This is a genomic window from Pseudoclavibacter sp. RFBB5, from assembly GCF_002931555.1.
Taxonomy (GTDB): domain Bacteria; phylum Actinomycetota; class Actinomycetes; order Actinomycetales; family Microbacteriaceae; genus Pseudoclavibacter.
This window is the reverse complement of the sequence record NZ_PSTZ01000003.1, coordinates 232,574-252,023: the sequence shown is the minus strand read 5'-3', so window position 1 is coordinate 252,023 and position 19,450 is coordinate 232,574. Positions and strand designations below refer to the sequence as shown.

The 19,450-nt window shown below is 70.1% G+C and carries 15 protein-coding genes; 6 read left to right on the top strand and 9 right to left on the bottom strand.

Translation table 11 applies throughout. The features are described from left to right. From C5B97_RS04445 to C5B97_RS04425, 5 genes are all read right to left on the bottom strand, one after another. The gene (locus tag C5B97_RS04445; RefSeq protein ID WP_104254567.1) at positions 1–849 is read right to left on the bottom strand and encodes a transglutaminase family protein; all 849 of its coding nucleotides are present in this window, start codon (positions 847–849) and stop codon (positions 1–3) included. Beyond that, positions 846–1,787, bottom strand: a complete 942-nt coding sequence (locus C5B97_RS04440) for an alpha-E domain-containing protein (protein WP_068478330.1) — start codon at positions 1,785–1,787, stop codon at positions 846–848. The genes C5B97_RS04445 and C5B97_RS04440 overlap by 4 nt, the downstream gene beginning before the upstream one ends. After that, complete coding sequence (locus C5B97_RS04435; RefSeq protein WP_104310912.1) at positions 1,781–3,571, bottom strand: circularly permuted type 2 ATP-grasp protein; 1,791 nt, start codon at positions 3,569–3,571, stop codon at positions 1,781–1,783. Before C5B97_RS04435 ends, C5B97_RS04440 begins: the two co-directional genes overlap by 7 nt. A 121-nt stretch (positions 3,572–3,692) precedes the next feature. Next, positions 3,693–5,108: an FAD-binding oxidoreductase gene (locus tag C5B97_RS04430; protein ID WP_104310911.1), complete on the bottom strand. Its 1,416-nt coding sequence runs from the start codon at positions 5,106–5,108 to the stop codon at positions 3,693–3,695. 409 nt (positions 5,109–5,517) lie between these two features. Then, positions 5,518–10,110: a proline dehydrogenase family protein gene (locus C5B97_RS04425; protein ID WP_104310910.1), complete on the bottom strand. Its 4,593-nt coding sequence runs from the start codon at positions 10,108–10,110 to the stop codon at positions 5,518–5,520. A 119-nt stretch (positions 10,111–10,229) separates the two neighbouring features. On the opposite strand from C5B97_RS04425, the gene C5B97_RS04420 reads away from it, so the two are divergent. From C5B97_RS04420 to C5B97_RS04410, 3 genes are all read left to right on the top strand, one after another. After that, positions 10,230–11,183, top strand: coding sequence for an L-lactate dehydrogenase (locus tag C5B97_RS04420; RefSeq protein ID WP_104310909.1), 954 nt, complete (start codon positions 10,230–10,232; stop codon positions 11,181–11,183). A gap of 83 nt (positions 11,184–11,266) precedes the next feature. After that, positions 11,267–11,959, top strand: coding sequence for a YitT family protein (locus C5B97_RS04415; RefSeq protein WP_211891172.1), 693 nt, complete (start codon positions 11,267–11,269; stop codon positions 11,957–11,959). A 167-nt stretch (positions 11,960–12,126) separates the two neighbouring features. Continuing rightward, positions 12,127–13,710 carry an amino acid permease gene (locus C5B97_RS04410; RefSeq protein WP_104310908.1) on the top strand — a complete coding sequence of 528 codons (1,584 nt, stop codon included), beginning with the start codon at positions 12,127–12,129 and terminating at the stop codon, positions 13,708–13,710. 105 nt (positions 13,711–13,815) lie between these two features. Here the strand turns inward: C5B97_RS04410 and C5B97_RS04405 are convergent, their stop codons facing one another. Further along, positions 13,816–14,775, bottom strand: coding sequence for a carbohydrate kinase family protein (locus C5B97_RS04405; RefSeq protein ID WP_181026900.1), 960 nt, complete (start codon positions 14,773–14,775; stop codon positions 13,816–13,818). A 68-nt stretch (positions 14,776–14,843) separates the two neighbouring features. Between C5B97_RS04405 and C5B97_RS04400 the strand changes: the two genes are divergently transcribed. Beyond that, on the top strand, positions 14,844–15,203 hold the full coding sequence (locus C5B97_RS04400) for a hypothetical protein (protein WP_146080713.1): 360 nt from the start codon (positions 14,844–14,846) through the stop codon (positions 15,201–15,203). A gap of 3 nt (positions 15,204–15,206) precedes the next feature. On the opposite strand, the gene C5B97_RS04395 is transcribed toward C5B97_RS04400, so the two are convergent. Both C5B97_RS04395 and C5B97_RS04390 read right to left on the bottom strand, forming a co-directional pair. Next, on the bottom strand, positions 15,207–15,941 hold the full coding sequence (locus C5B97_RS04395) for an ABC transporter permease (RefSeq protein ID WP_104310905.1): 735 nt from the start codon (positions 15,939–15,941) through the stop codon (positions 15,207–15,209). Beyond that, positions 15,938–16,720: an ABC transporter ATP-binding protein gene (locus C5B97_RS04390; RefSeq protein ID WP_104310904.1), complete on the bottom strand. Its 783-nt coding sequence runs from the start codon at positions 16,718–16,720 to the stop codon at positions 15,938–15,940. Before C5B97_RS04390 ends, C5B97_RS04395 begins: the two co-directional genes overlap by 4 nt. A gap of 63 nt (positions 16,721–16,783) precedes the next feature. Between C5B97_RS04390 and C5B97_RS04385 the strand changes: the two genes are divergently transcribed. Continuing rightward, the gene (locus C5B97_RS04385) at positions 16,784–17,959 is read left to right on the top strand and encodes an SLC13 family permease (protein ID WP_104310903.1); all 1,176 of its coding nucleotides are present in this window, start codon (positions 16,784–16,786) and stop codon (positions 17,957–17,959) included. 3 nt (positions 17,960–17,962) lie between these two features. Here C5B97_RS04385 and C5B97_RS04380 read toward each other — a convergent pair whose 3' ends face one another. Next, a complete protein-coding gene (locus tag C5B97_RS04380) occupies positions 17,963–18,193 on the bottom strand; it encodes a hypothetical protein (RefSeq protein ID WP_104310902.1) in 231 nt (76 codons plus the stop codon). A 214-nt stretch (positions 18,194–18,407) separates the two neighbouring features. On the opposite strand from C5B97_RS04380, the gene C5B97_RS04375 reads away from it, so the two are divergent. After that, positions 18,408–19,397 carry a Gfo/Idh/MocA family protein gene (locus C5B97_RS04375; protein WP_104310901.1) on the top strand — a complete coding sequence of 330 codons (990 nt, stop codon included), beginning with the start codon at positions 18,408–18,410 and terminating at the stop codon, positions 19,395–19,397. Positions 19,398–19,450 lie beyond the last annotated feature (53 nt).

Sequence of the window (19,450 nt, the reverse complement as noted above, 5' to 3'; positions counted from 1 at the left end):
CTAGGCCTCCCGCGTGATGTCGACCTTCACGAACAGCTGCGAGGAGAACGGTCCCGCGTACACGCCGCGCAGTGGAGGCACGTCGTTGTAGTCGCGGCCGCGGCCGACAAGCACGTGGCGCTCGCCGATCGGGATGTCGTTCGTCGGGTCCCAGCCTCGCCACTCGCCGTCCCAGTACTCGATCCACGCGTGCGACTCGCCGCTCACCGTCTCACCGATCTCGGCGTTCGGCCGCGGGTGCAGGTAGCCGGACACGTAGATCGCGGGAATCCCGGCAGCTCGAAGCGCTCCGAGCGCGATGTGCGAGATGTCCTGGCAGACGCCGCGCTTGTGCTCCCACGCCTCGGCGGCCGTCGTGCGGACGCCCGTCACTCCGCCCTCGTAGGCGACGGCCTCGTAGACGAGGTGCAGGATCTCCATCGCCGTGGATGCCGGTCCGGTGTTCGCGCCCTTGACCTCAGCCGCGAGCGCCTTGACATCCTCCGGCGGCATCGTGAGGCGCGTCTGCGCCGTCTGCTCGACGAGCTCGACGCTGCGGAGCCGCTCGCGCGCGAGCTCATCCCAGCTCAGCGACAGCTGCCCGGCCTCGGGACGCTGCCGCACCTCGACGAGGCTCGACGCCGTCAGCGACAGCTCCGAGTGCGGGTTCAGCACCTCGAACGCCGTCACCTTCGTACCCCAGTAGTCGGAGTAGTTGTGCGTCGACGAGTGCGGCGTGACATCGAGGTGCCCGAACAGCACGAACTGGCCGTTGTTGGCCATCGGCAGCATGCGGGCCTCGTTGTACGAGGTCGTGACGTCGCCCTCGTACCGGAAGCCGGTGGAGTGGCGGATGCGGATGCGGCTCATGAGTTGTCTCCCACCCAGCTCGGGGCTGTGATCGACGGGAAGTAGCGCTGGCGGATGGCCTCGGAGGCCCGAGACACCGCGTCCTGCACGCCATCCATGTAGCGGGGCAGGTCGGCCAGGGTGTCGTGGATGGGCCGGTACTCGAGGTCGGACGAGATCTGGCCGAGCAGGCGCTGTGCCTGGTCGGTGACTCCGACGCGGCCGCCGCGCTCGTGGCGGGGCTGGATGTCGTAGAGGCAGGAGAGCGCCGTCGACACCGAGTACTGGATCGACCGTGGGAAGAGACGGTCGAGGAGCAGGAACTCCGCCGCGTTCGCCGCGGAGGGCATGCCGTGATAGGTGCGCAGGTACGACTCATACGCGCCGCACGAGCGGAGGATCGTCGTCCAGGAAGCGCCGGACGCCTCCGTGAGCGAACGCGTCGCGAGCAGGCGTGCCGTCATGTCGGCGCGCTCGAGCGAGCGGCCGAGCATCATGAACTGGTACGCGTCGTCGCGGCTCGCCGCCGAGTTGACGACACCCACCGCGAGCGCCGAGCGCTCGCGAACCCACGCGAACAGGTCGTGCACCTTCTCCTGGCGCACGCTGAACGGCATGCGCGAGTAGGTGGCGTTGAGGCACTCCCACAGCTCCGTCGACACGATCTCACGGGCGCGGCGAGCGTTCTCGCGGGCCGCGTTCACCGAGTAGGCGATCGAGGCGGGCTGCGAGCGGTCGACGGCCATGAGGTTCAGCACGTCAGAGCGGGTCAGCTCGGCATCCGGCTGCACATCCGCAGCGCCCATGACGCTCAGGAGCGAGCGGCAGGCCGTCGCCTCGTCGACCCACGGGTCCTCGAGCAGCAGCTGCAGGTGCACGTCCAGGATGCGCGCGGTGCCGTCGGCCCGCTCGACATAGCGGCCGATCCAGAAGAGCGACTCGGCGATACGGCTCAGCATGCGTCCGTTCCCTTCTGGTTCGTGTCGGCAGGCCCAGCCGCGACGGGCGCTTCCGAGCGCGCCTGCTGCTGTTGCTGGATCTGCTCTGACTGAGCGTGCGAATGCGACTGAGCCTGGGAGGCCCGCCCCTGCGTCTGCTGCTGCGTCTGCTGCTGGTCGCCGCGCTTGGGGGCGTCCTGCGGCATGTGGTCCTGGCGGTGCGGGATGACGCGAAGCACACCCGTCACGGGGTGCGGCGTCTCCGACATGTCGGCCTGGTCGTCGAGCAGCTCCTCGACGCCGTGAGGCTGGGGCTTGGAGAAGCTGCGCTCGGCGCCGACCACCCACGTGTCCTTGGAGCCGCCGCCCTGGCTCGAGTTCACGACGAGCTGCCCCTCCGGCAGCGCGACGCGGGTGAGGCCGCCGGGCAGCACCCACACGTCGTGGCCGTCGTTGATGGCGAACGGGCGCAGGTCGGCGTGACGCGGCCGCATCCCGTCTTCCACGAGCGTCGGGATGGTCGAGAGCTGCACCACGGGCTGCGCGATCCAGCCGCGCGGATCGGCGAGCAGGCGCACGCGCATCTCGTCGAGCTCCTGCTTGCTGGCGCTCGGGCCGATCATGAGGCCCTTGCCGCCCGAGCCGTCGACCGGTTTCACGACGAGCTCGTCGAGGCGATCGAGCACCTCCTCGAGCGCGTCCGGCTCCTCCAGACGCCACGTGTCGACGTTCGGCAGGATCGCCTCCTCCGACAGGTAGTAGCGGATGAGGTCGGGCATGTACGTGTAGACGAGCTTGTCGTCGGCGACACCGTTGCCGACCGCGTTCGCGATCGTCACGTTGCCGAGCCGCGCCGCCATCATGAGGCCGGGCGAGCCGAGCATCGAGTCGCGGCGGAACTGCAGCGGGTCGAGGTAGTCGTCGTCGACACGGCGGTAGATGACGTCCACGCGCTGGGGGCCGGCGGTCGTGCGCATCCACACGCGGCCGCCGGAGCAGAACAGGTCGCGGCCCTCGACGAGCTCGACGCCCATGAGGCGGGCGAGCAGCGTGTGCTCGAAGTACGCGGAGTTGTAGACGCCGGGCGTGAGGACGACCACGGTCGGGTCCTCGATGCCGTCCGGCGCGGATGCACGCAGCGCGCCGAGCAGGCGGTTCGGGTAGTCGCCGACAGGGCGGACGCGCATGCGGGAGAAGAGCTCCGGGAGCGTCTGCGCCATGGCGCGGCGGTTCGAGATGACGTACGAGACGCCCGACGGGACACGCACGTTGTCTTCCAGCACGCGCATCTCGCCGTGCTCATCCCGGATCAGGTCGATGCCCGAGACGTGGATGCGCACCCCGTTCGCCGTGCGGATGCCCTTCGCGACGCGGTGGTAGTGCACCGAGGAGGCGATGAGGCTCGCCGGGATCACGCCGTCGGCGATGGCCCGCTGGTCGCCGTACACGTCGTCGAGGAACGCCTCGAGCGCGCGCACGCGCTGCTTGATGCCGGCTTCCGTCTTCTGCCACTCGGCGCGCTCGATGACGCGGGGGACCACGTCGAGCGGGAACGGACGCTCCTCGCCGGCGAAGTCGAACGTGACGCCCTGCGCGAGGTACGAGTCGGCGAGCGAATCGGAGCGGTGCCGGATCTGCTCCTGCGTCATCCCCGAGAGGACGTCGTAGAGATCTCGGTACGTGCGCCGCGGATCCAGCTCGCCCTCGGGCGCCTCCCCCATGAACATCTCGTCGAATGGCGGCGACAGCGCCGCTTGGGATTGCCTGGTCAGAGCCTGGCTGTAGCCGTCGAAGAGGTCACCCATGTCCCGAGACTAGTGGACGGAATGTGACGCCCTTGTTTCGCGGACGATCCTCCTGGACGGCACGCCCGAGGTCCCGCAAAATTTCCCGTCAATTGGGAACGCGACCGAGCGGCGGCGCGGGCTACTCGGTGAAGACCTTGCCCGGGTTGAGGAGGCCCTGCGGGTCGAAGAGGCGCTTGATCCCGCGCTGCAGCTCGTACTGGCGCTCGCCGAGCTCCTCACCCAGCCACTGGCGCTTGAGGAGGCCGACCCCGTGCTCCCCCGTGAGCGTGCCTCCGATCGAGATGGCGTATGTGAAGAGCTCGTCGGCCGCATCCCACACCGCCTGCGGGACGACACTCTCCGCCCGGTCGTAGATGAACGTCGGATGCAGGTTGCCGTCGCCGGCGTGCGCGACCGTGACGATCGTCGTGCCGGTGCGCGCCGCGACCTCGTCGATCTTCGCGAACATCTCAGGCAGCTTGTCGCGGGGCACGGACACGTCCTCGACCAGCACCTTCCCGAGCGCCTCCTTCGCCGCATACGCCTGGCGCCGCACATCCACGAGCGTCAGCGCCGACTGCGCATCCGTGGTCATCGAGACCGTGCCGCCGTTGGCTCGCAGCACCTCGACGATGCCCTCGGCCTCGGCGACCGCGTTCGCGCCGTCGGTCTGGATCAGCAGGTACGAGTCACCGTGCGAGGCGAGATCGACACCCGTGTAGGCGGAGACGGCGGCCAGCACGCCCCTGTCCATGAGCTCCATGATGGCCGGCTGGATGCCGGACGCGGTGACGGCGGCGGATGCACGGGCCGCGCTCCCCACGTCGGTGAAGTACGCGCCGATCGTCGGCACGACCCCGGGCACGAGCGGACGCAGCTTGAGCGTGCACTCGACGATCACGCCGAGCGTGCCCTCCGAACCGACCATGAGCGCGCACAGGTCGAGGCCCGTGACGCCCTTGACCGTTCGGTGGCCGACCTCGATGACCGAGCCGTCGATGAGCACGACCTTGAGCCCGAGCACGGCCTCCCGCGTCACCCCGTACTTCGCGCACAGCAGGCCACCCGCGTTCGTCGCGATGTTGCCGCCCACCGTCGAGATGTGCTTGGAAGCCGGGTCGGGCGCCCACCAGAAGCCGTGCCCCTCGAGCTGCTCGTTGAGCGCGCCGTTCAGGATGCCCGGCTGCACGACCGCAAGCTGGTTGGCGGGCGAGACCTCGAGGATCCGGTTCATGCGCAGGGTCGAGAGCACGATCTCCCCCTCGCCGCCAGCCCCACCTCCCGCGAGGCCCGTGCCGGCTCCGCGCGTGACGATGGGGACGCCGAGCTCGCTCGCGATGCGGCACGCCGCCTGCACATCCTCAACCGACTCCGCCTCGACCAGCGCGAGCGGGACTCCGGCCGCGACCACGCCGGAGCGGTCGACGCGCAGAAGCTCAAGCGCCGCCAGGTCAGTCACCACTCGGCCAGGCAGCTCGCGGGACAGGGCCTCCAAGGCTCGCGCAGGGTCAGGCGTTCGCGGGGAGTCGGGGGTTCCGTCGGCGTCGACAGTCATGCGTTCGATCGTAGGCGACCGGCACGGAGGACACCCGTATCCGCTCGCTCAGTCCTTTGATGACCGAGGTCGTGGCGGCCCTCCCACGCGCGGTCTGCCGCCGCGTGCGGGGTTTCTCCGACTGTGATGGGTTCTACGGATGCGCGTGCGGGGTTTCTCCGACCGATGATGGGTAAAAACCCATCACGCTCGCAAGAAGTCCGCACGGTCCTTGGATGGACGCGCTCGGCACATCCCAGCAGATCGGCGTGCCCCCATCCCACGAAGCGCTGCCTCGGCGCGGCTTCTGCGACATCCGCCCCACGCCTGACCAGCATCAGTGCGAAATCCTCGACTGAAACCTTCCAACCGCGATCTCAGCTCGAAATCGCACTGATGTTGGACAGCGCTGCCGGGACACCTGAGCGCACTACCCGCGGGACTTGATGGGGCCCTGCGTGATGGGCGCGTCCGGGTCGATGGTCTGCTCGTAGGGGAACAGCTGCTGCATGCGCGCGTCGGGGTGCCCGTTCCGGTGCGCGGTGATGGAGATCGCCTGCTCGCGGAGGAACGGGAGCGCCTCGATGCGGCCGGCGGGCGTGACCGCGTCCGACCAGATGGAGATGTCCGGGTCGCCTTGGAGGGCGTCGCAGAACTCTCGCCGCCTGCCGCCGATGAGGCGCACGCGCAGCGTCTCGATGCCACCGGTGCGGGCGCGCTCGGCGAACTCGGCGTCGGTCTCGCGCTGCACGGTCAGGCCCTGCGCGTGCAACTCTGCGAGCACCGCATCCGGCACCTCGATGCCCGACGTGATGACGGGCTTCGAGCGCACGATGCGGGCGGCGACGATGACGCGGATGAGGTCGGCGAGCGTCGCGTCCTCGGCCGCGCGGACCGTGGCGCGCGCCGGGATGTATCGCATGAGGTTGCGCTCGAACTTCAGGTTCGAGACGTCGGAGACCTCGCCGAACTCCTCGTTGAACGCGATCTGGTCGCTGAGGGAGGCGCGGCGGAGGCGGTCGAAGGTCTCGTAGTCCATGAACGGGGCCGCCGACTCGATGAGCGCCGTCGCCTGCTCATCGATGCCGCGCAGGTGGAGGGTCTGGGACTGCTCGCCGTGGTTCGGGCGCCACGCGCCGAGGGAGAGCAGCGAGTTGGGGCCCCCGAACTTGGTGGCCGTGCCGACCATGGAGCGGAGCCAGCCGCCGAACGGCTGACGCTGGGGCGTGTTGCCGAGGATGTCGCGGTTCACGTACAGGTTGCCGGCCTCGACCCGGCGCAGCCATTCGGCGATCTCGGTGCGGTCGAGCGAGTGGATGCCCGCCGTCAGCCCGTACTGAGTCGAGTTCTGCAGGCGGATGGCCTCATCCAGGGTGTGCGTGTGCATGACGCTCAGCACGGGTCCGAAGAACTCGGTGACGTGCTGATAGCTGCCCGGCTTGACGCCGACGCGGATGCCGGGCGACCAGAGTCGGCCGGTGTCGTCGAGCTGCCGCGGCTCGACGAGCCACGATTCGCCCTCGCCGAGGGACGTGAGCGCGAAGCGCAGCTGCGAGTCGGGCGGGGAGACGAGGGGCCCGACGACGGCGCCGGGGTCGCTCGGGTAGCCGATGCGCAGCGACGCGACGGCGTCGGCGAGCTGCTCATGGAAGCGCTTCGAACGGGCCACGGAGCCGACGAGGATGACCGTGCCGGCGTGGCCGGGCCGCTGCCCCGCGCTGAGGAACGCGCTGCGCGCGACATCGAGGGCGGCCCGGTCAAGGTCGGCGCTCGGCGTGATGATCATGGAGTTCTTGCCGCTTGTCGCCGCGATGAGCGGCAGGTCGGGGCGCCAGCGCAGGAACGAGCGCGCCGTCTCCCAGTTGCCGCTGAGCAGCACCCGCTGCACGCGGTCGTCGGTGATGAGCATCTGTCCGAGCTGCTCGTCCGAGAGGAGGCTCTCGTCGCAGATCGCGAGCTGCACGAGGTCGCGTGGGATGTCCGCATCCCACAGCACCTCGGCGAAGACGGCCGCCGTGCGGCGCGTGCGAGGCGATGGCTTCAGGACAACCGCGCTGCCGGCCGCGAGCGCCTGCGCCGTGTGCCCCGCGCTGCCTGCGACGGCGGGCACCCAGGACGGCGTGACGACGGTGACGGCGACGGGTTCGAAGTCGGCGCCCTGCATGCGGTCGAGCTGGCGGGCGAGGTGCGCGTAGTAGTTGGCGAGGTCGATGCAGCGGCTCACGTCGGCATCGACGTCGGGGAGTGGGGTCCCCGTCTCTGAGACGGCCACCTCGATGAGACGCGCTCGGTTCGCTTCGAGCGCCTTCGCCACCTTCTCGAGCACGGCTGCCCGCTCCCAGCCCGGCTTCCGGGCCCAGGGTTCGGCTGCGCGCTCTGCGCGCGAGAGCAGCGCATCCACGTCGCCAGGCTCGTGCAGCAGGTGCCGCTCGACCTCGTCGATGCCGAGCTCGCTGCGAGGCACTCGACGCTGGATGGAGAGGAGCCAGTCGCGGTTGCTGGCGAGCGACGGGTCGGTGCCGGGCGAGTTGCGGAACGTGTTGCGCAGGAGTCGGCCGCGCTTCAGCCCGAGCACGACTTCGGTGAGGCGAGGGCTGGGGCCCGTGTCGGCAGGGTTCTCGGTGACTTCTTCGTCGTCGTCGATGACGGGCTTCGAGGCCGGCTTCAGCTTCTTCACGCGCGCCGGCCGTTCGGCCGCGGGCTCCTCGTCCTCGAAGAGGCCATCTGGGAACAGCTCGAGCTGGATGCTCGCCGTCACGGTGGCGGCGTCGTCGGCGAGCACGCGGTCCTGTTCGCGGTTCGGGCCTGAGTCGATCTGCCGCATCCGGGCAGTCGCGCTGAGGAGTCGCTCGTCATCGGGATGCACGGCGTCGGCACCCGCACCGGCCGTGACGGCGGCGGTCGCGGATGCTGCGTCGGCCGGCTCCGCGCCGAGCTGCCTGGCCCGCACGTCGACCCGGTGCTGCAGGTAGCTGGCCGCGTGGCGCTGCGTGGTTCCGTCGACGACGGGGGTGCGCTCGACGAGTTCGACACCGGCCGAGCGGATGCGAGCGAGGGTCGCGTCGTCTGCCGAGCGAGGAACGACGACCCTCACCGGTTTCGGCAGCCCTCGAGCGTTCGCGATCGCGGCGGCGAGTGCCACGTCGCGGCGCGCATCCGCTTCGACCTCGACCCGGAACGCTGCGACGTGGTCGATCGCGAGCGCCTCGTCGAGGAGGCGCGCGAAGTTGGCGTCGACGTCGGCGTCCGACGCGTAGGTTGCGAGGCGCCAGCCGTTGATGACGGCGTCGGCGCGCTCGAGGTCGTGGTTCGCGTCTCGCGTGATGGCGACCGTGATGTCGGAGCCGAGGTCCTCGCGGCGCATGTGCGCCCATCCGCCGATGCGGCGGAGCAGGCCGGGCGTCTCGGGGAACTGGGCGGGCAGGGAGATGCCCACGTGCAGGCCGCGCAGCTCCTCCTGCTCGAAGGCGCGCATGAACGCCTGCACGGTCAGCTCGAGATCGGTCGACGACTGAGCTCGCAGCATGAGCAGCGGAGGCGTCGGCGCGGTGAGAGCCGCCCGGCCGAGCGCGGACAGCTTGAACACGACGCGCTCGAGCGTTCCGTCGAAGTCCCAGAGGGCTGGCTGCGCTTCGATGTCGACGACACGAAGTTCGAGCTCGCGAATCTGGCCGGCTGCGAGGAGCTGCGTGTAGGTCTCGAGGCGCGCGTTCGAGGCGCGCTCGCCGAGCACCTCGTCGCCGAGCAGGCGGATGCGGGAGACGGCCCCTCGAGACGCGGCTCGTTCGACGGCGGCCGAGAGGTCGGCTGGTGCGTTCCGTACAGTGTCCTCTCCGAAGAACGCCGCTGTCGCCCGACGCATGAGCGGCACCGCGAGCCATGGGACTCCGGGGCCGGCGAAGGCGCCGAGCTGGAACACGCGCTTCGTGCCGGTCGAGAGGCTCGCGGGGAGCTTCGGGGCGAGGTCGCCGAGGCCGTTGCCGGCCGCGATCGCGTCGTCCGGGCGGATGACCTCGTCGATGAGGGAGCGGAGGAACACCTCGCCGTCCGGCCCGCTGAGCACACGGTCGAGCTCGGAGGTCGTGTCGGCTCGCCGCTTCGCTCGAGTACTCGAAGCGGCCTCGACCGCGGCGGCCCGCTTCGCGTCGGCGTCGGCCACCTGCTCGCGCCAGCCGCGGAGCAGGGCGAGCGCAGCCGGCAGCGCTTCGGAGACGGGGACGTCCCGCAGCTGCGTCACGACCGGCATGGCCGCGGTCGGCGGGGCCGCGTCGGCGGGCGGCCGAGCCGTCGCCTGACCGGGCTGGGTGCCCGTGGCCGGGCCCTGCGCTGCGACGCCGGCATGACCGGTGTCGCGGTCCCCCGTCGCCGTGCGGCCTTCCGCCCGGAGCGCCGCGACGATCGAGTCGTCGACGGCGACGGTCTGGTCTGGACGCGGTGCGGCACCCCGTCCAGCATCTCGATCGCCCGTCGCGGTTCGCCCCTCGGCACGCAGCGCGCTCACGATCGAGTCGTCGACGGCGACGGTCTCATTCGAGGAGGGCTGCGCGACCGCATCCGCTCCCCTGGGTTCGCGGGTCGTCTCCCCGTCTGCCGGCATCTCCCCGTCTGCCGGCGTCTCCACGTCGCCCGCGTTCGCATCCGCGTGGGCGTTGGTGACTGGCTCGCCGGGAGTCGAAGCGCCGGTGGCTGCAGCATGAGGGGCGGCAGCGCCATCGGCTGAGCCATCGCCGCCGGCTGCAGGGCCATCGGCTGCAGAGCCGTCAGCCGTCGCATCGGCGGGATCCTGAGTGGCGTCGCCATCATCCGCGCCACCGTCGCGCTTCGCGAGCACCTGCTTCACGAAATCTGCGCGCTGCACCCGCCTGGCGTCGACCTCCTCGAGTCCGCGCGCGCGTCGGTCGGTGCCACCGCGGCCGACCGCGCCGCCACCATCCTTCGAACTGGCACCGCCAGCCGATCCGCTCGGTGGAGGAGTCGCGCCGTCGTGCCGTGATCCTTCACTTGATTCCGACGGGATGCGCATGCGAACGAGCGTAACCAGCGCACCTTCAGCGCAACCCGAGCCGCGCCGCGACACGCCGCAGCGATCAGGCCAGCGCCCATACGATCAGAGGGTTGCTGATCTTCCCGAAAGGAAGCACCATGCCCGTGCAGAAGCAGTCGAAGGTCGCGATCGTGGGGGCTGGCAGCGTCGGCACCTCGCTTGCGTACGCGTGCCTCATCCGTGGCGTCGCCCGCGAGATCACCCTCTACGACATCGACACGAAGAAGGTCGAAGCGGAGGTGCTCGACCTCGCGCACGGCACCCAGTTCACGGGTTCGAGCGTCATGACCGGCTCCAGCGACATCACGACCGTCGCGGGAGCCGACGTCGTCATCATCACGGCGGGCGCCAAGCAGAAGCCCGGGCAGACGCGCCTCGACCTGGTCGGCGTGAACGTCGGCATCCTCGAGTCGCTCATGCCGCAGCTCGTGGAGCTCGCACCCAACGCCGTGTTCGTGCTCGTCACGAACCCGTGCGACGTGCTCACGGTCGTCGCCCAGCGCATCTCCGGCCTGCCGCCCGGCCGGGTCATCTCGTCGGGAACGGTGCTCGACACCTCCCGCCTGCGCTGGATCATCGCGAAGCTCGCTGGCGGTCTCGCGCCCACGAGCGTGCACGCCACCATCGTCGGCGAGCACGGTGACAGCGAGTTCGCGCTGTGGTCGCAGGCCACGATCGGCCCCATCCCCATCCTCGACTGGGAGCGCGACGGCGAACGCCCCTTCACCGAGGACACCCTCGAGAGCATCACCCACGATGTGCGGACGGCCGCGTACAAGGTCATCGAGGGCAAGGGCGCCACGAACTACGCGATCGGCCTGTCCGGCGCCCGCATCGCCGAGGCCATCGTCAACGACGAGCACGCCATCATGCCCGTCTCCACGCTGCTGCAGGGGCAGTGGGGCATCGACGACGTCGCCATCTCGACCCCCGTGATCGTGGGCGCCAACGGCGTCGAGCGCATCCTCGACACCCCCATGTCGCCGAGCGAGCTCGAGAAGTTCCTCGCGTCCGCCGAGGAGATCCGCTCCACGGTGCGCTCCGTCAGCTAAGCCCGCCAGCCCGGCGCCCGCACCCATCCACTGTTCCCGAGTGGACCGCGATGCCGCCGCGCGCGAGGGGCTTAGATAAGCGGATGCGCTCCATCGTCCGCCTGCCCCGTCGCGCCACGCAGCTCGTCATCGGCATCGTCCTCTACGGCCTCGCCATCGCGATGATCGTGCGGGGTGAGCTCGGCGTCTCCCCGTGGGATGTGCTGACGCTCGGCATCCAGGTGCAGTCGGGGCTGCCCTTCGGGCTCATCACGGTGCTCATCAGCGTCGTCGTGCTCCTCATCTGGATCCCCCTCCGGCAGCGGCCGGGGTTCGGGACGCTCTTCAATGCGCTCTTCGTCGGGCCCTGCGCCGACCTGGGGCTCTGGCTCATCCCCGAGGGCCTCGATCTCTGGTGGCGCATCCTCCTGCTGGCCGGGGGCATCCTCACCCTCGGGCTCGCGACGGGCCTCTACATCGGCGCGCTCTTCGGGCCGGGGCCGCGCGACGGGCTCATGACGGGCCTGCACCGCGTCACCGGCTGGCGCATCTGGATCGTGCGCACGAGCCTCGAGGTCATCGTGCTCGCCATCGGGTGGATGCTCGGCGGCGACGTCGGCATCGGCACCGTCGCGTTCGCCCTGCTCATCGGCCCCATCTGCGGCGTCACGATCCGCTGGTTCACGGTCGACATCGGCGGCGCCACCGAAGCGCAGACGACCGCGGAACGGGACGCACGCGGCAGCGTCGAACCCAGCGACCCCGAGACCCTGCCAGGCGACTCCCCGGCGAGCTGACGGGATCACCCACGTCACTTATGAACACAAGGTGAACGGGACGTGTGACGCCCCCTACCCTTGCTCAGTACCGACCTCGAGGCGCCCAGCGCGCTCCTCCCTCATGTGCTGACTCTTCAGCGAACGCGCGACGCCCGGGGTTCCCTTCACCAGGAGAAACGTGATCCATGACGTCCCCAAGCGCTGACGGCCAGATTCCAGAAGGTGCCGCAGCACCCCACACCGAGGCCGTCTTCACCGAGAAGGGCCGCGACCTGAGCGAGCGTGGCCACCAGTCGCGCCGCGGCCCGGCCGTCGAGCAGGGCGAGGCCCTCGCCAACACGCTCAAGCCGCGCCACCTGTCGATGATCGCCCTCGGCGGCGTCATCGGCGCGGGCCTCCTCGTCGCCTCCAGCACCGCGATCCTCGCGGCCGGCCCCGCCGTCATCCTCGCCTACGCCCTCGCGGGCGTCGTCGTCGTGCTCGTCATGCGGATGCTCGGCGAGATGGCCTCCATCTCCCCTGAGACCGGATCGTTCTCGGCCTACGCGACGCGATTCATCGGGCCGTGGGCCGGCCTCTCCATCGGCTGGCTCTACTGGTGGTTCTGGGTGGTCGTCGTGGGCATCGAGGCCACGGCCGCCGCCGTCATCATCAGCGGCTGGCTGCCTGAGGTTCCCCAGTGGATCCCGGCGCTCATCATCACCCTCGTGTTCCTCATCGCGAACCTCATCAGCGTGAAGTCGTTCGGCGAGTTCGAGTTCTGGTTCGCGTCGATCAAGATCGTCTCCATCATCATCTTCATCATCGTCGGCGCGCTCCTCATCGCGCACGTCATCCCGAACAACACGGCCACGTTCGGGAACCTCGCGCCGGCCGACGGCGGCTTCGCCCCGTTCGGCGTCGCTGGCATCCTCGCCGCGCTCCTCCCCGTCATCTTCTCCATGTTCGGCGCCGAGGTCGCCACCATCGCGGCCGGCGAGTCCGAGCAGCCAGCCCAGGCGGTGCGCAAGGCCGTGAACTCGGTCGTGTGGCGCATCCTGCTCTTCTACATCGGCTCGATCCTCGTGGTCCTCATCGTGCTGCCCTGGGACCAGATCACGGCAGGCGTGAGCCCGTTCGTCACGATGCTGAACGCCGCCGGAATCGGTTGGGCAGCCCTCGCGATGGACATCATCGTGCTCTCCGCGCTGCTCTCCACCCTCAACGCGTCGCTCTACACCGCGTCCCGCATGGCGTTCTCGCTGTCGCGTCGCGGCGAGGCGCCGAAGGCGTTCCGCAAGGTCTCGAAGCGCGGCACCCCGTACGTCGCGATCCTCGCATCCGCCGTCGTCGGCCTGCTCTCGGTCGTGCTCAACTACACGACCCCCGAGTACGTGTTCTCGTTCCTCGTGAACTCGACGGGCGCCGTCGCGATCTTCGTGTGGATCGTCATCGCCGTCTCCCAGCTGCGCTCGCGCCGCATCCTCGCCGAAGACGCCGTCGCCGCCGGCGAGGACCCGAACGCGATCACCAAGGGCGCCATCCGCATGTGGGGCTTCCCGTGGCTCACCTGGGTGGTCATCGTCGCGCTCTCCGCGCTGCTCATCTACATGTTCTTCGCGGGCGAGACGCGCCTCATCGAGGTCACGACGAGCTTCATCATCGCTGGCATCTCGATCGTCGCGGGCGTCTCCGTGCAGCGCAAGCAGAAGCGCGAGCGCGCGGCGGCGGCAGTGGCGCCTGCGTCGGGCTCGGCTTCGGGCCCGGCGTCAGCGGCCTCGTCGGAGTAGTTGCCCCACCGGCCCACGGTTTCGGGATGGGGAAATCACCTCGTTGCGGGAAGTTCCCCAGCACGAAGCGACTTTTCCATCCCGAGACCGCCGGGAGGTCGCGGCCTACGCTTCAGCGGCGGGCGGCAGGTCGTCGTCCGCGGCGAGGAAGCTGCCCGTGACGCGCACCGTGGCGGCCGCGACGGCCATCGCTCGCTGCAGCACTCGACGCGCATCCGCCGCCTCATGCGGCACCCCGCCTTGCGCGATGGAGGCGACCGCGGTCGCGAAGACCGCGTCGCCGGCCCCCATCGTGTCGACGATCTCACCTGGCAGCTCGACGATCGGCTCGGCCACATCGATGCCGGCCCGGTTGACCCAGCGCCCGCCGCGCGTGCCCTCCGTGGCGAGCACGTGGGTGGCGCCGAGGTCGAGCATGTCGCTGGTCGCCTCGTCGAGGGGCGCTTCGAAGAGCAGGTCGGCGTCGTTGTCGGACAGGTGCGCGAACAGGGCGCTGGACACGTGCCGCTCGAAGTTGTCGAGGAACGCGCCTGGGTCCTCGACGAGCCCCAGGCGCGGATTCGGGTCGAGGAGCAGACGCTCCTGCGGTCGGATCACGGCCTCGAGGAGCCGCCTGTGCTGCTTCTTGTCGTCGAACGCGAAGCCGGAGATCGCGACGAACGGCGCCGCGCGGATGAGCGCCACCTGCTCGTCGTCGAAGCGGATGCGGCGGGCCCGGGCCGCGTCGTCGAACGTGTACAGGGGCTCCCCGTCTGCTGGTTCGCCGAGGGCCCGCCCGGTGCCCGCGAGCGACACCGACGGCGCGAACTGGATGCCCCGCTTCCGCAGGTGGTCGCGGATGCGAAGCCCGTCCGGGTCGTCGCCGATGCTCGCGATGAGGGCGACGGGCACCCCCAGGCGCGCGAGCGCCATGGTGACGTTGAGGGCTGAGCCGCTCACGTAGCTGCGGCGGGTGAGTCCCCCACGCGCCTCCGTCTCCTGCAGTTCCGTGACGATGGCGTCCCCGATGACCACGACAGGCGCGTCTGGAGTGGGGCGGGCCTTCGCTGTGGGTTTGCTGCTCATGTCCCCGATTGTGCCTTGCATGGATGGACCCTGACTGTCTGTTCGAAGTGCGCGCTTATCCTCGTTGCATGTCCACTCCAGCTACCAGCCGAGAGGCAGCGCACGTGCTGCTCGACGCCGTCTCCGTCACGGAGGTGTCGCCAGATGCCGCGGCGCTCGCCTATGAGCGACTCGTCGAGGTCGGCGCTTTTGTCGTGCAGGTCGAGCAGGGGCAGGGGCTGGACTCCGACGGCGACCCGGATGCGGAGCTGCCGGCTGACGGCGGCCCCAACCAGGTGAAGGTCAACATCGAGCTGTCGAACCTGCTGCACGCCAACTACATGACGCTCGACTGGCTCATCGAGGAGCTCGCCCACGCCCGCAACACGACGCGCGACGACATCATCATCGCGCTGCGAGAGCATCTCGACAGCGTCGCCGCCAAGTAGCGTCTACCCGGTTCGACGGCGAAGGGTGAGCGAGCCCAGGATGAGCGCGCCGACCGCGAACGCGAGGATGACGAGGACGGGCGCCCACAGGTCCCATGCCGAGCTCCCCGCCGTGACCGCGTTGATGGCGTCGATGCCGTAGCTCAGCGGCAGCCAGTCGGAGATCGCCTGCAGCGCGTCCGGCATCTGGTCGCGGGGCATGAGGATGCCGCCGAGCAGGATCTGCGGGATGACGAGCACGGGCATGAACTGCACTGCCTGGAACTCGGTGCGCGCGAACGCGCTCGCGAGCAGCCCCAGCGCGGTGCCGAGCAGCGCATCCGCCACCGCGACGAGGCCAAGCTGCCACAGCGGGCCCTCCACGCTCAGGCCGCACACGATCACGGCGAACGCCACGGTGACGATGGCCTGCGCCACCGCGGCGACGGCGAACGCGAGCGCGTAGCCGACGATGAAGTCGCCCTTCGCGAGCGGCGTCGTCATGAGCCGCTCGAGCGTGCCCGAGCGGCGTTCCCTGAGGGTCGTGATGCTCGTGATGAGGAACATGATGATGAACGGGAACAACGCCAGGATCGCCGGGCCCAGCCGCTGGAACACGCCGTCCTGCTCGGAGAACAGCCAGGCGAAGAGGCCGACGAGCAGGCTCGGGGCGACGACCATGAGCACGATGGAGCGCGGGTCGTGGCGGAGCTGCCTGAGCACGCGCCCGGCCGTCGCGAACGTTCTGGTGGGGCTCACGATGCGGCCCCTTCCTCGGACCCCGCGTGTCGCCCGTGGCTCGTATCGCCGCGTTCGATGAGGGCGAGGAAGGCCGCATCCGCGTCGCTGGTGCCTGTCTCACGGAGGAGCTCCGGCGGGGTGGTGTCGGCGATGAGGTGGCCATCCCGCATCAGGATGAGGCGATCGCAGCGCATGGCCTCATCCATGACGTGGCTGCTGACGAACAGGGTCGCGCCATCGTCGGCGAGTGAGCGGAACAGCGCCCACAGGTCCTGGCGCAGCACGGGGTCGAGGCCGACGGTGGGTTCGTCGAGCACGAGCACCTCCGGGTCCCCGAGCATCGCCACCGCGAGGGAGACGCGGTTCTTCTGCCCGCCGCTCAGCGACTCGACCTTCTGCCTGGCCTGCCCGGTGAGCCCGACGCGGTCGATGAGCGCGCCGAGGTCGGCGCGCCTGCTTCCGAGCACGCTCGCGAAGTAGCTGAGGTTCTGCGCCACGGTCAGGTCGTCGTAGACGGATGCGGCCTGCGTCGCGTAGGAGACGCGGGAGCGGAGCTGCCGCGATCCGGCGGGCTCGCCGAGCACCGTCACGGTGCCACCCGCCGTCTTCTGCACGCCGACGATGGCGCGCATGAGGGTCGTCTTCCCACATCCGGATGGGCCGAGGAGACCGGTGATCTGCCCGCGGGGAATCGAGAGCTCCAGCCCGTCGAACACCGCCTTGCCGCCGCGTCTGACGTGCAGCGCGCTCACGACGACGGCCGCCTCGCGGCTCGCAACGTCATCGTTCGCGCTCATGCTCGAATCCTACGAGCGAGCACCGACATCGGGGCCGTATCGCGGGCCTAAACTTGCTCAGCCATGGCCGAGTCCCCCGCGTCCCGCGTCGCCCCACTCATCGCCACCGCCGTGCTCGTCGTCGCGGCGGTCGTCGTCGCGGCCACCGGTGTGCTGCCAGCTCCCGAGCTGCTGGAGCTGGGCGAGCGGGTGATACCCGTGCTGGCGTTCGTCGTGGGCATCACGATCGTCGCGGAGCTGGCGAGCGAGGCCGGCGTCTTCTCGGCGCTCGCCGACCGGCTCGCGAAGCTCGGCCGGGGCCGCCTGTGGCTGCTGTGGATGCTCGTGCTCCTGCTCGCTGTCGTGAGCACCGCCTTCCTCTCTCTCGACACGACCGCCGTGCTCGTCACCCCGGTGGTCGTGCTGCTCGCCGTGCACGTCGGCGTCTCACCCATCCCGTTCGCGCTCGCGACCGTCTGGCTCGCGAACACCGCATCCCTCTTCCTCCCGGTCTCGAACCTCACGAGCCTGCTCGCGGCTCGGTCGTTCGAGGGCGGGCCTCTCCAGTTCCTCGCGCTGACGTGGGCACCGGCGCTCGTAGGCGTGGTCGCGAGCGCCGCCATCCTGTCGTTCGTCTTCCGCCGCCAGCTCGACCGGCGGTACCGCATGCCGACGCCCACGAGCATCCCGGATCGGCCGCTGCTGATTTTCTCGTCGGTCGTGACTGCCCTGCTGCTGCCACTGCTGGTCTCCGGCGTCGAAGTGGCGGTTCCGGCGGGCGCCGCCGCGCTCCTGCTCGTCGGCGCGTTCGCCGCGCGTCGGCGGGATGCGCTGCGCTTCGGCCTCGTGCCCTGGCAGGCGCTCGGCATCGCCGGGTCGCTGTTCGTGCTCGTCGAGGCCGCCCACGCGCACGGGCTGAGCGAGCTGCTCGCCGCCGTCTCGGGGCGTGGCGACGACCCGCTCAGCCTCCTGCAGCTGGCGGCGATCGGCGCCGCGAGCGCCAACGGCATCAACAACCTGCCCGCCTACCTCGCCCTCGAACCCGTCGCCGACAGCCCCGCCCGATTGGTCGCGTTGCTCATCGGCGTCAACCTCGGACCGCTCGTCACGCCGTGGGCCTCGCTCGCGACGCTGCTCTGGCACGAGCGTCTCGTGTCACTGGGCGTGACGATCTCGTGGTTGCGCTTCGTCGCGCTCGGACTCGTGGGGGTCGCGATCATCGTGCCCCTCGCGACGCTGGCACTCGCCGCGACGGTGTGACTGCTACTTCTTCTTGCTCGCCATGTCGTCGAAGGCGGCCTGCAGGGCGATCGCGAAGCCGACGCCCAGAGCGATGCCCGTCATCATGAACGCGACCGTGAAGGCCGGGGTCATCGCCAGGATGACGGAGATCACGATCCCGATCGCGACGCCGATGGCGATGCCTATGGCCCAGGGCGCGAGCCGGGGGCGGTAGCTGCTGACGGGGTCCCTGTCTTGCTTCGGTGCGGTCACGGTCTTCTCCGGTCCTCGTCGACAGCTGTGCGCCAATTCTGGCCTGACCGTCGCCGCGGTTGGTCCTCGCGGGTGAACGATCAGCGTCTGTGCGGGTGACGCCCAGGTGCGGGATCGGCGTGCTCCCGGCCAGCGTCGGCGAGGGCCACTCATCGCAGAACCCCCAGGGAACCTCCCGTGGATGCTGGACGGACCGCTCGGGTAGGTTCGCGTCATGCAGAAGACCAGGTGGGCCATCCTCGGGCCGGGTGCGATCGCGGAGTCGTTCGCGACGTGGCTGCCGAGCTCCGAACATGGCGAGCTGCGAGCGGTCGCCAGCCGCGACGCCGAACGGGCATCGGCCTTCGCCGCCCGTTACGGGGCAGCGGTCTCCGGGACCTACGCCGAGGTCCTGGCGCGCGATGACATCGACGCCGTCTACGTCGCTACCGTGCACACGACGCACGCGGAGCTCGCGATCGCAGCGCTCGAGGCCGGGAAGGCAGTGCTGTGCGAGAAGCCGCTGGCCCCGAGCGCCGCCGAGACGGAACGGGTCCTTGAGGCTGCCGAGCGCGCCGGCCTGCCCGTCGTGGAGGCCTACAAGCAGCGCTTCAGCCCGCTTGCCCGTGCCGTCGACCGTCGCCTCAAGTGGGGCCAGGTCGCCGCGCCCCTGCACGTGCACGCCCAGTTCGGCTTCGCGGCCGGCAGCAGGGACGGGCGCCTGTTCGACCCGAAGCTCGCGGGCGGAGCGATCTTCGATGTCGGCGGCTACCCCGTCTCCTTCGCCGTCAGCACCGCGGCCTCCGCCGGCATCGCGCTTCCGGAGCTACACCTCGCGAACCCGCACGGACGCATCGAGGCTGGAGTCGACGTCTACTCCTCCGCCAGCGTCGAGGCGGACGGCTTCACCGCCTTCGTCGAATGCTCCATCGATACCCAGCTCACGAAGCGCGCCGACATCGTCGGAGATGGCGGCTGGATCACCCTCGAGAACGCCTTCGGCGACCGCGACCTGTCGCCGAACGTGCTCAGCCACATCCACGAGGGGCAGAGGCGTCGCATCGAGGTGGCGCAGGTGCACCCGTTCGCGGCCGAGGCGGATGCGGTGTCGCGCGCGCTGAGGGACGGTCGCCTCGAGTCACGCGCCATGCCGTGGGAGCAGACGCGCACGGTCGCGCGTCTCCTCGACGCCTGGCACGCTGGCGTGATGGAGGCGCAGGCGTGATGGCGTCCGGGACGTCGGCCTGACCAGGCCCAGATGGCAATGACGCGAGACAT

Coding starts and splice junctions, on each gene's coding strand:
- C5B97_RS04440 (WP_068478330.1), bottom strand. CDS start 1,787: ATGCTGAGCCGTATCGCCGAGTCGCTCTTCTGGATCGGCCGCTATGTC.
- C5B97_RS04420 (WP_104310909.1), top strand. CDS start 10,230: ATGCCCGTGCAGAAGCAGTCGAAGGTCGCGATCGTGGGGGCTGGCAGC.
- C5B97_RS04385 (WP_104310903.1), top strand. CDS start 16,784: ATGGCCGAGTCCCCCGCGTCCCGCGTCGCCCCACTCATCGCCACCGCC.
- C5B97_RS04445 (WP_104254567.1), bottom strand. CDS start 849: ATGAGCCGCATCCGCATCCGCCACTCCACCGGCTTCCGGTACGAGGGC.
- C5B97_RS04430 (WP_104310911.1), bottom strand. CDS start 5,108: ATGACTGTCGACGCCGACGGAACCCCCGACTCCCCGCGAACGCCTGAC.
- C5B97_RS04390 (WP_104310904.1), bottom strand. CDS start 16,720: ATGAGCGCGAACGATGACGTTGCGAGCCGCGAGGCGGCCGTCGTCGTG.
- C5B97_RS04405 (WP_181026900.1), bottom strand. CDS start 14,775: ATGAGCAGCAAACCCACAGCGAAGGCCCGCCCCACTCCAGACGCGCCT.
- C5B97_RS04375 (WP_104310901.1), top strand. CDS start 18,408: ATGCAGAAGACCAGGTGGGCCATCCTCGGGCCGGGTGCGATCGCGGAG.
- C5B97_RS04415 (WP_211891172.1), top strand. CDS start 11,267: ATGCGCTCCATCGTCCGCCTGCCCCGTCGCGCCACGCAGCTCGTCATC.
- C5B97_RS04435 (WP_104310912.1), bottom strand. CDS start 3,571: ATGGGTGACCTCTTCGACGGCTACAGCCAGGCTCTGACCAGGCAATCC.
- C5B97_RS04410 (WP_104310908.1), top strand. CDS start 12,127: ATGACGTCCCCAAGCGCTGACGGCCAGATTCCAGAAGGTGCCGCAGCA.
- C5B97_RS04425 (WP_104310910.1), bottom strand. CDS start 10,110: ATGCGCATCCCGTCGGAATCAAGTGAAGGATCACGGCACGACGGCGCG.
- C5B97_RS04400 (WP_146080713.1), top strand. CDS start 14,844: ATGTCCACTCCAGCTACCAGCCGAGAGGCAGCGCACGTGCTGCTCGAC.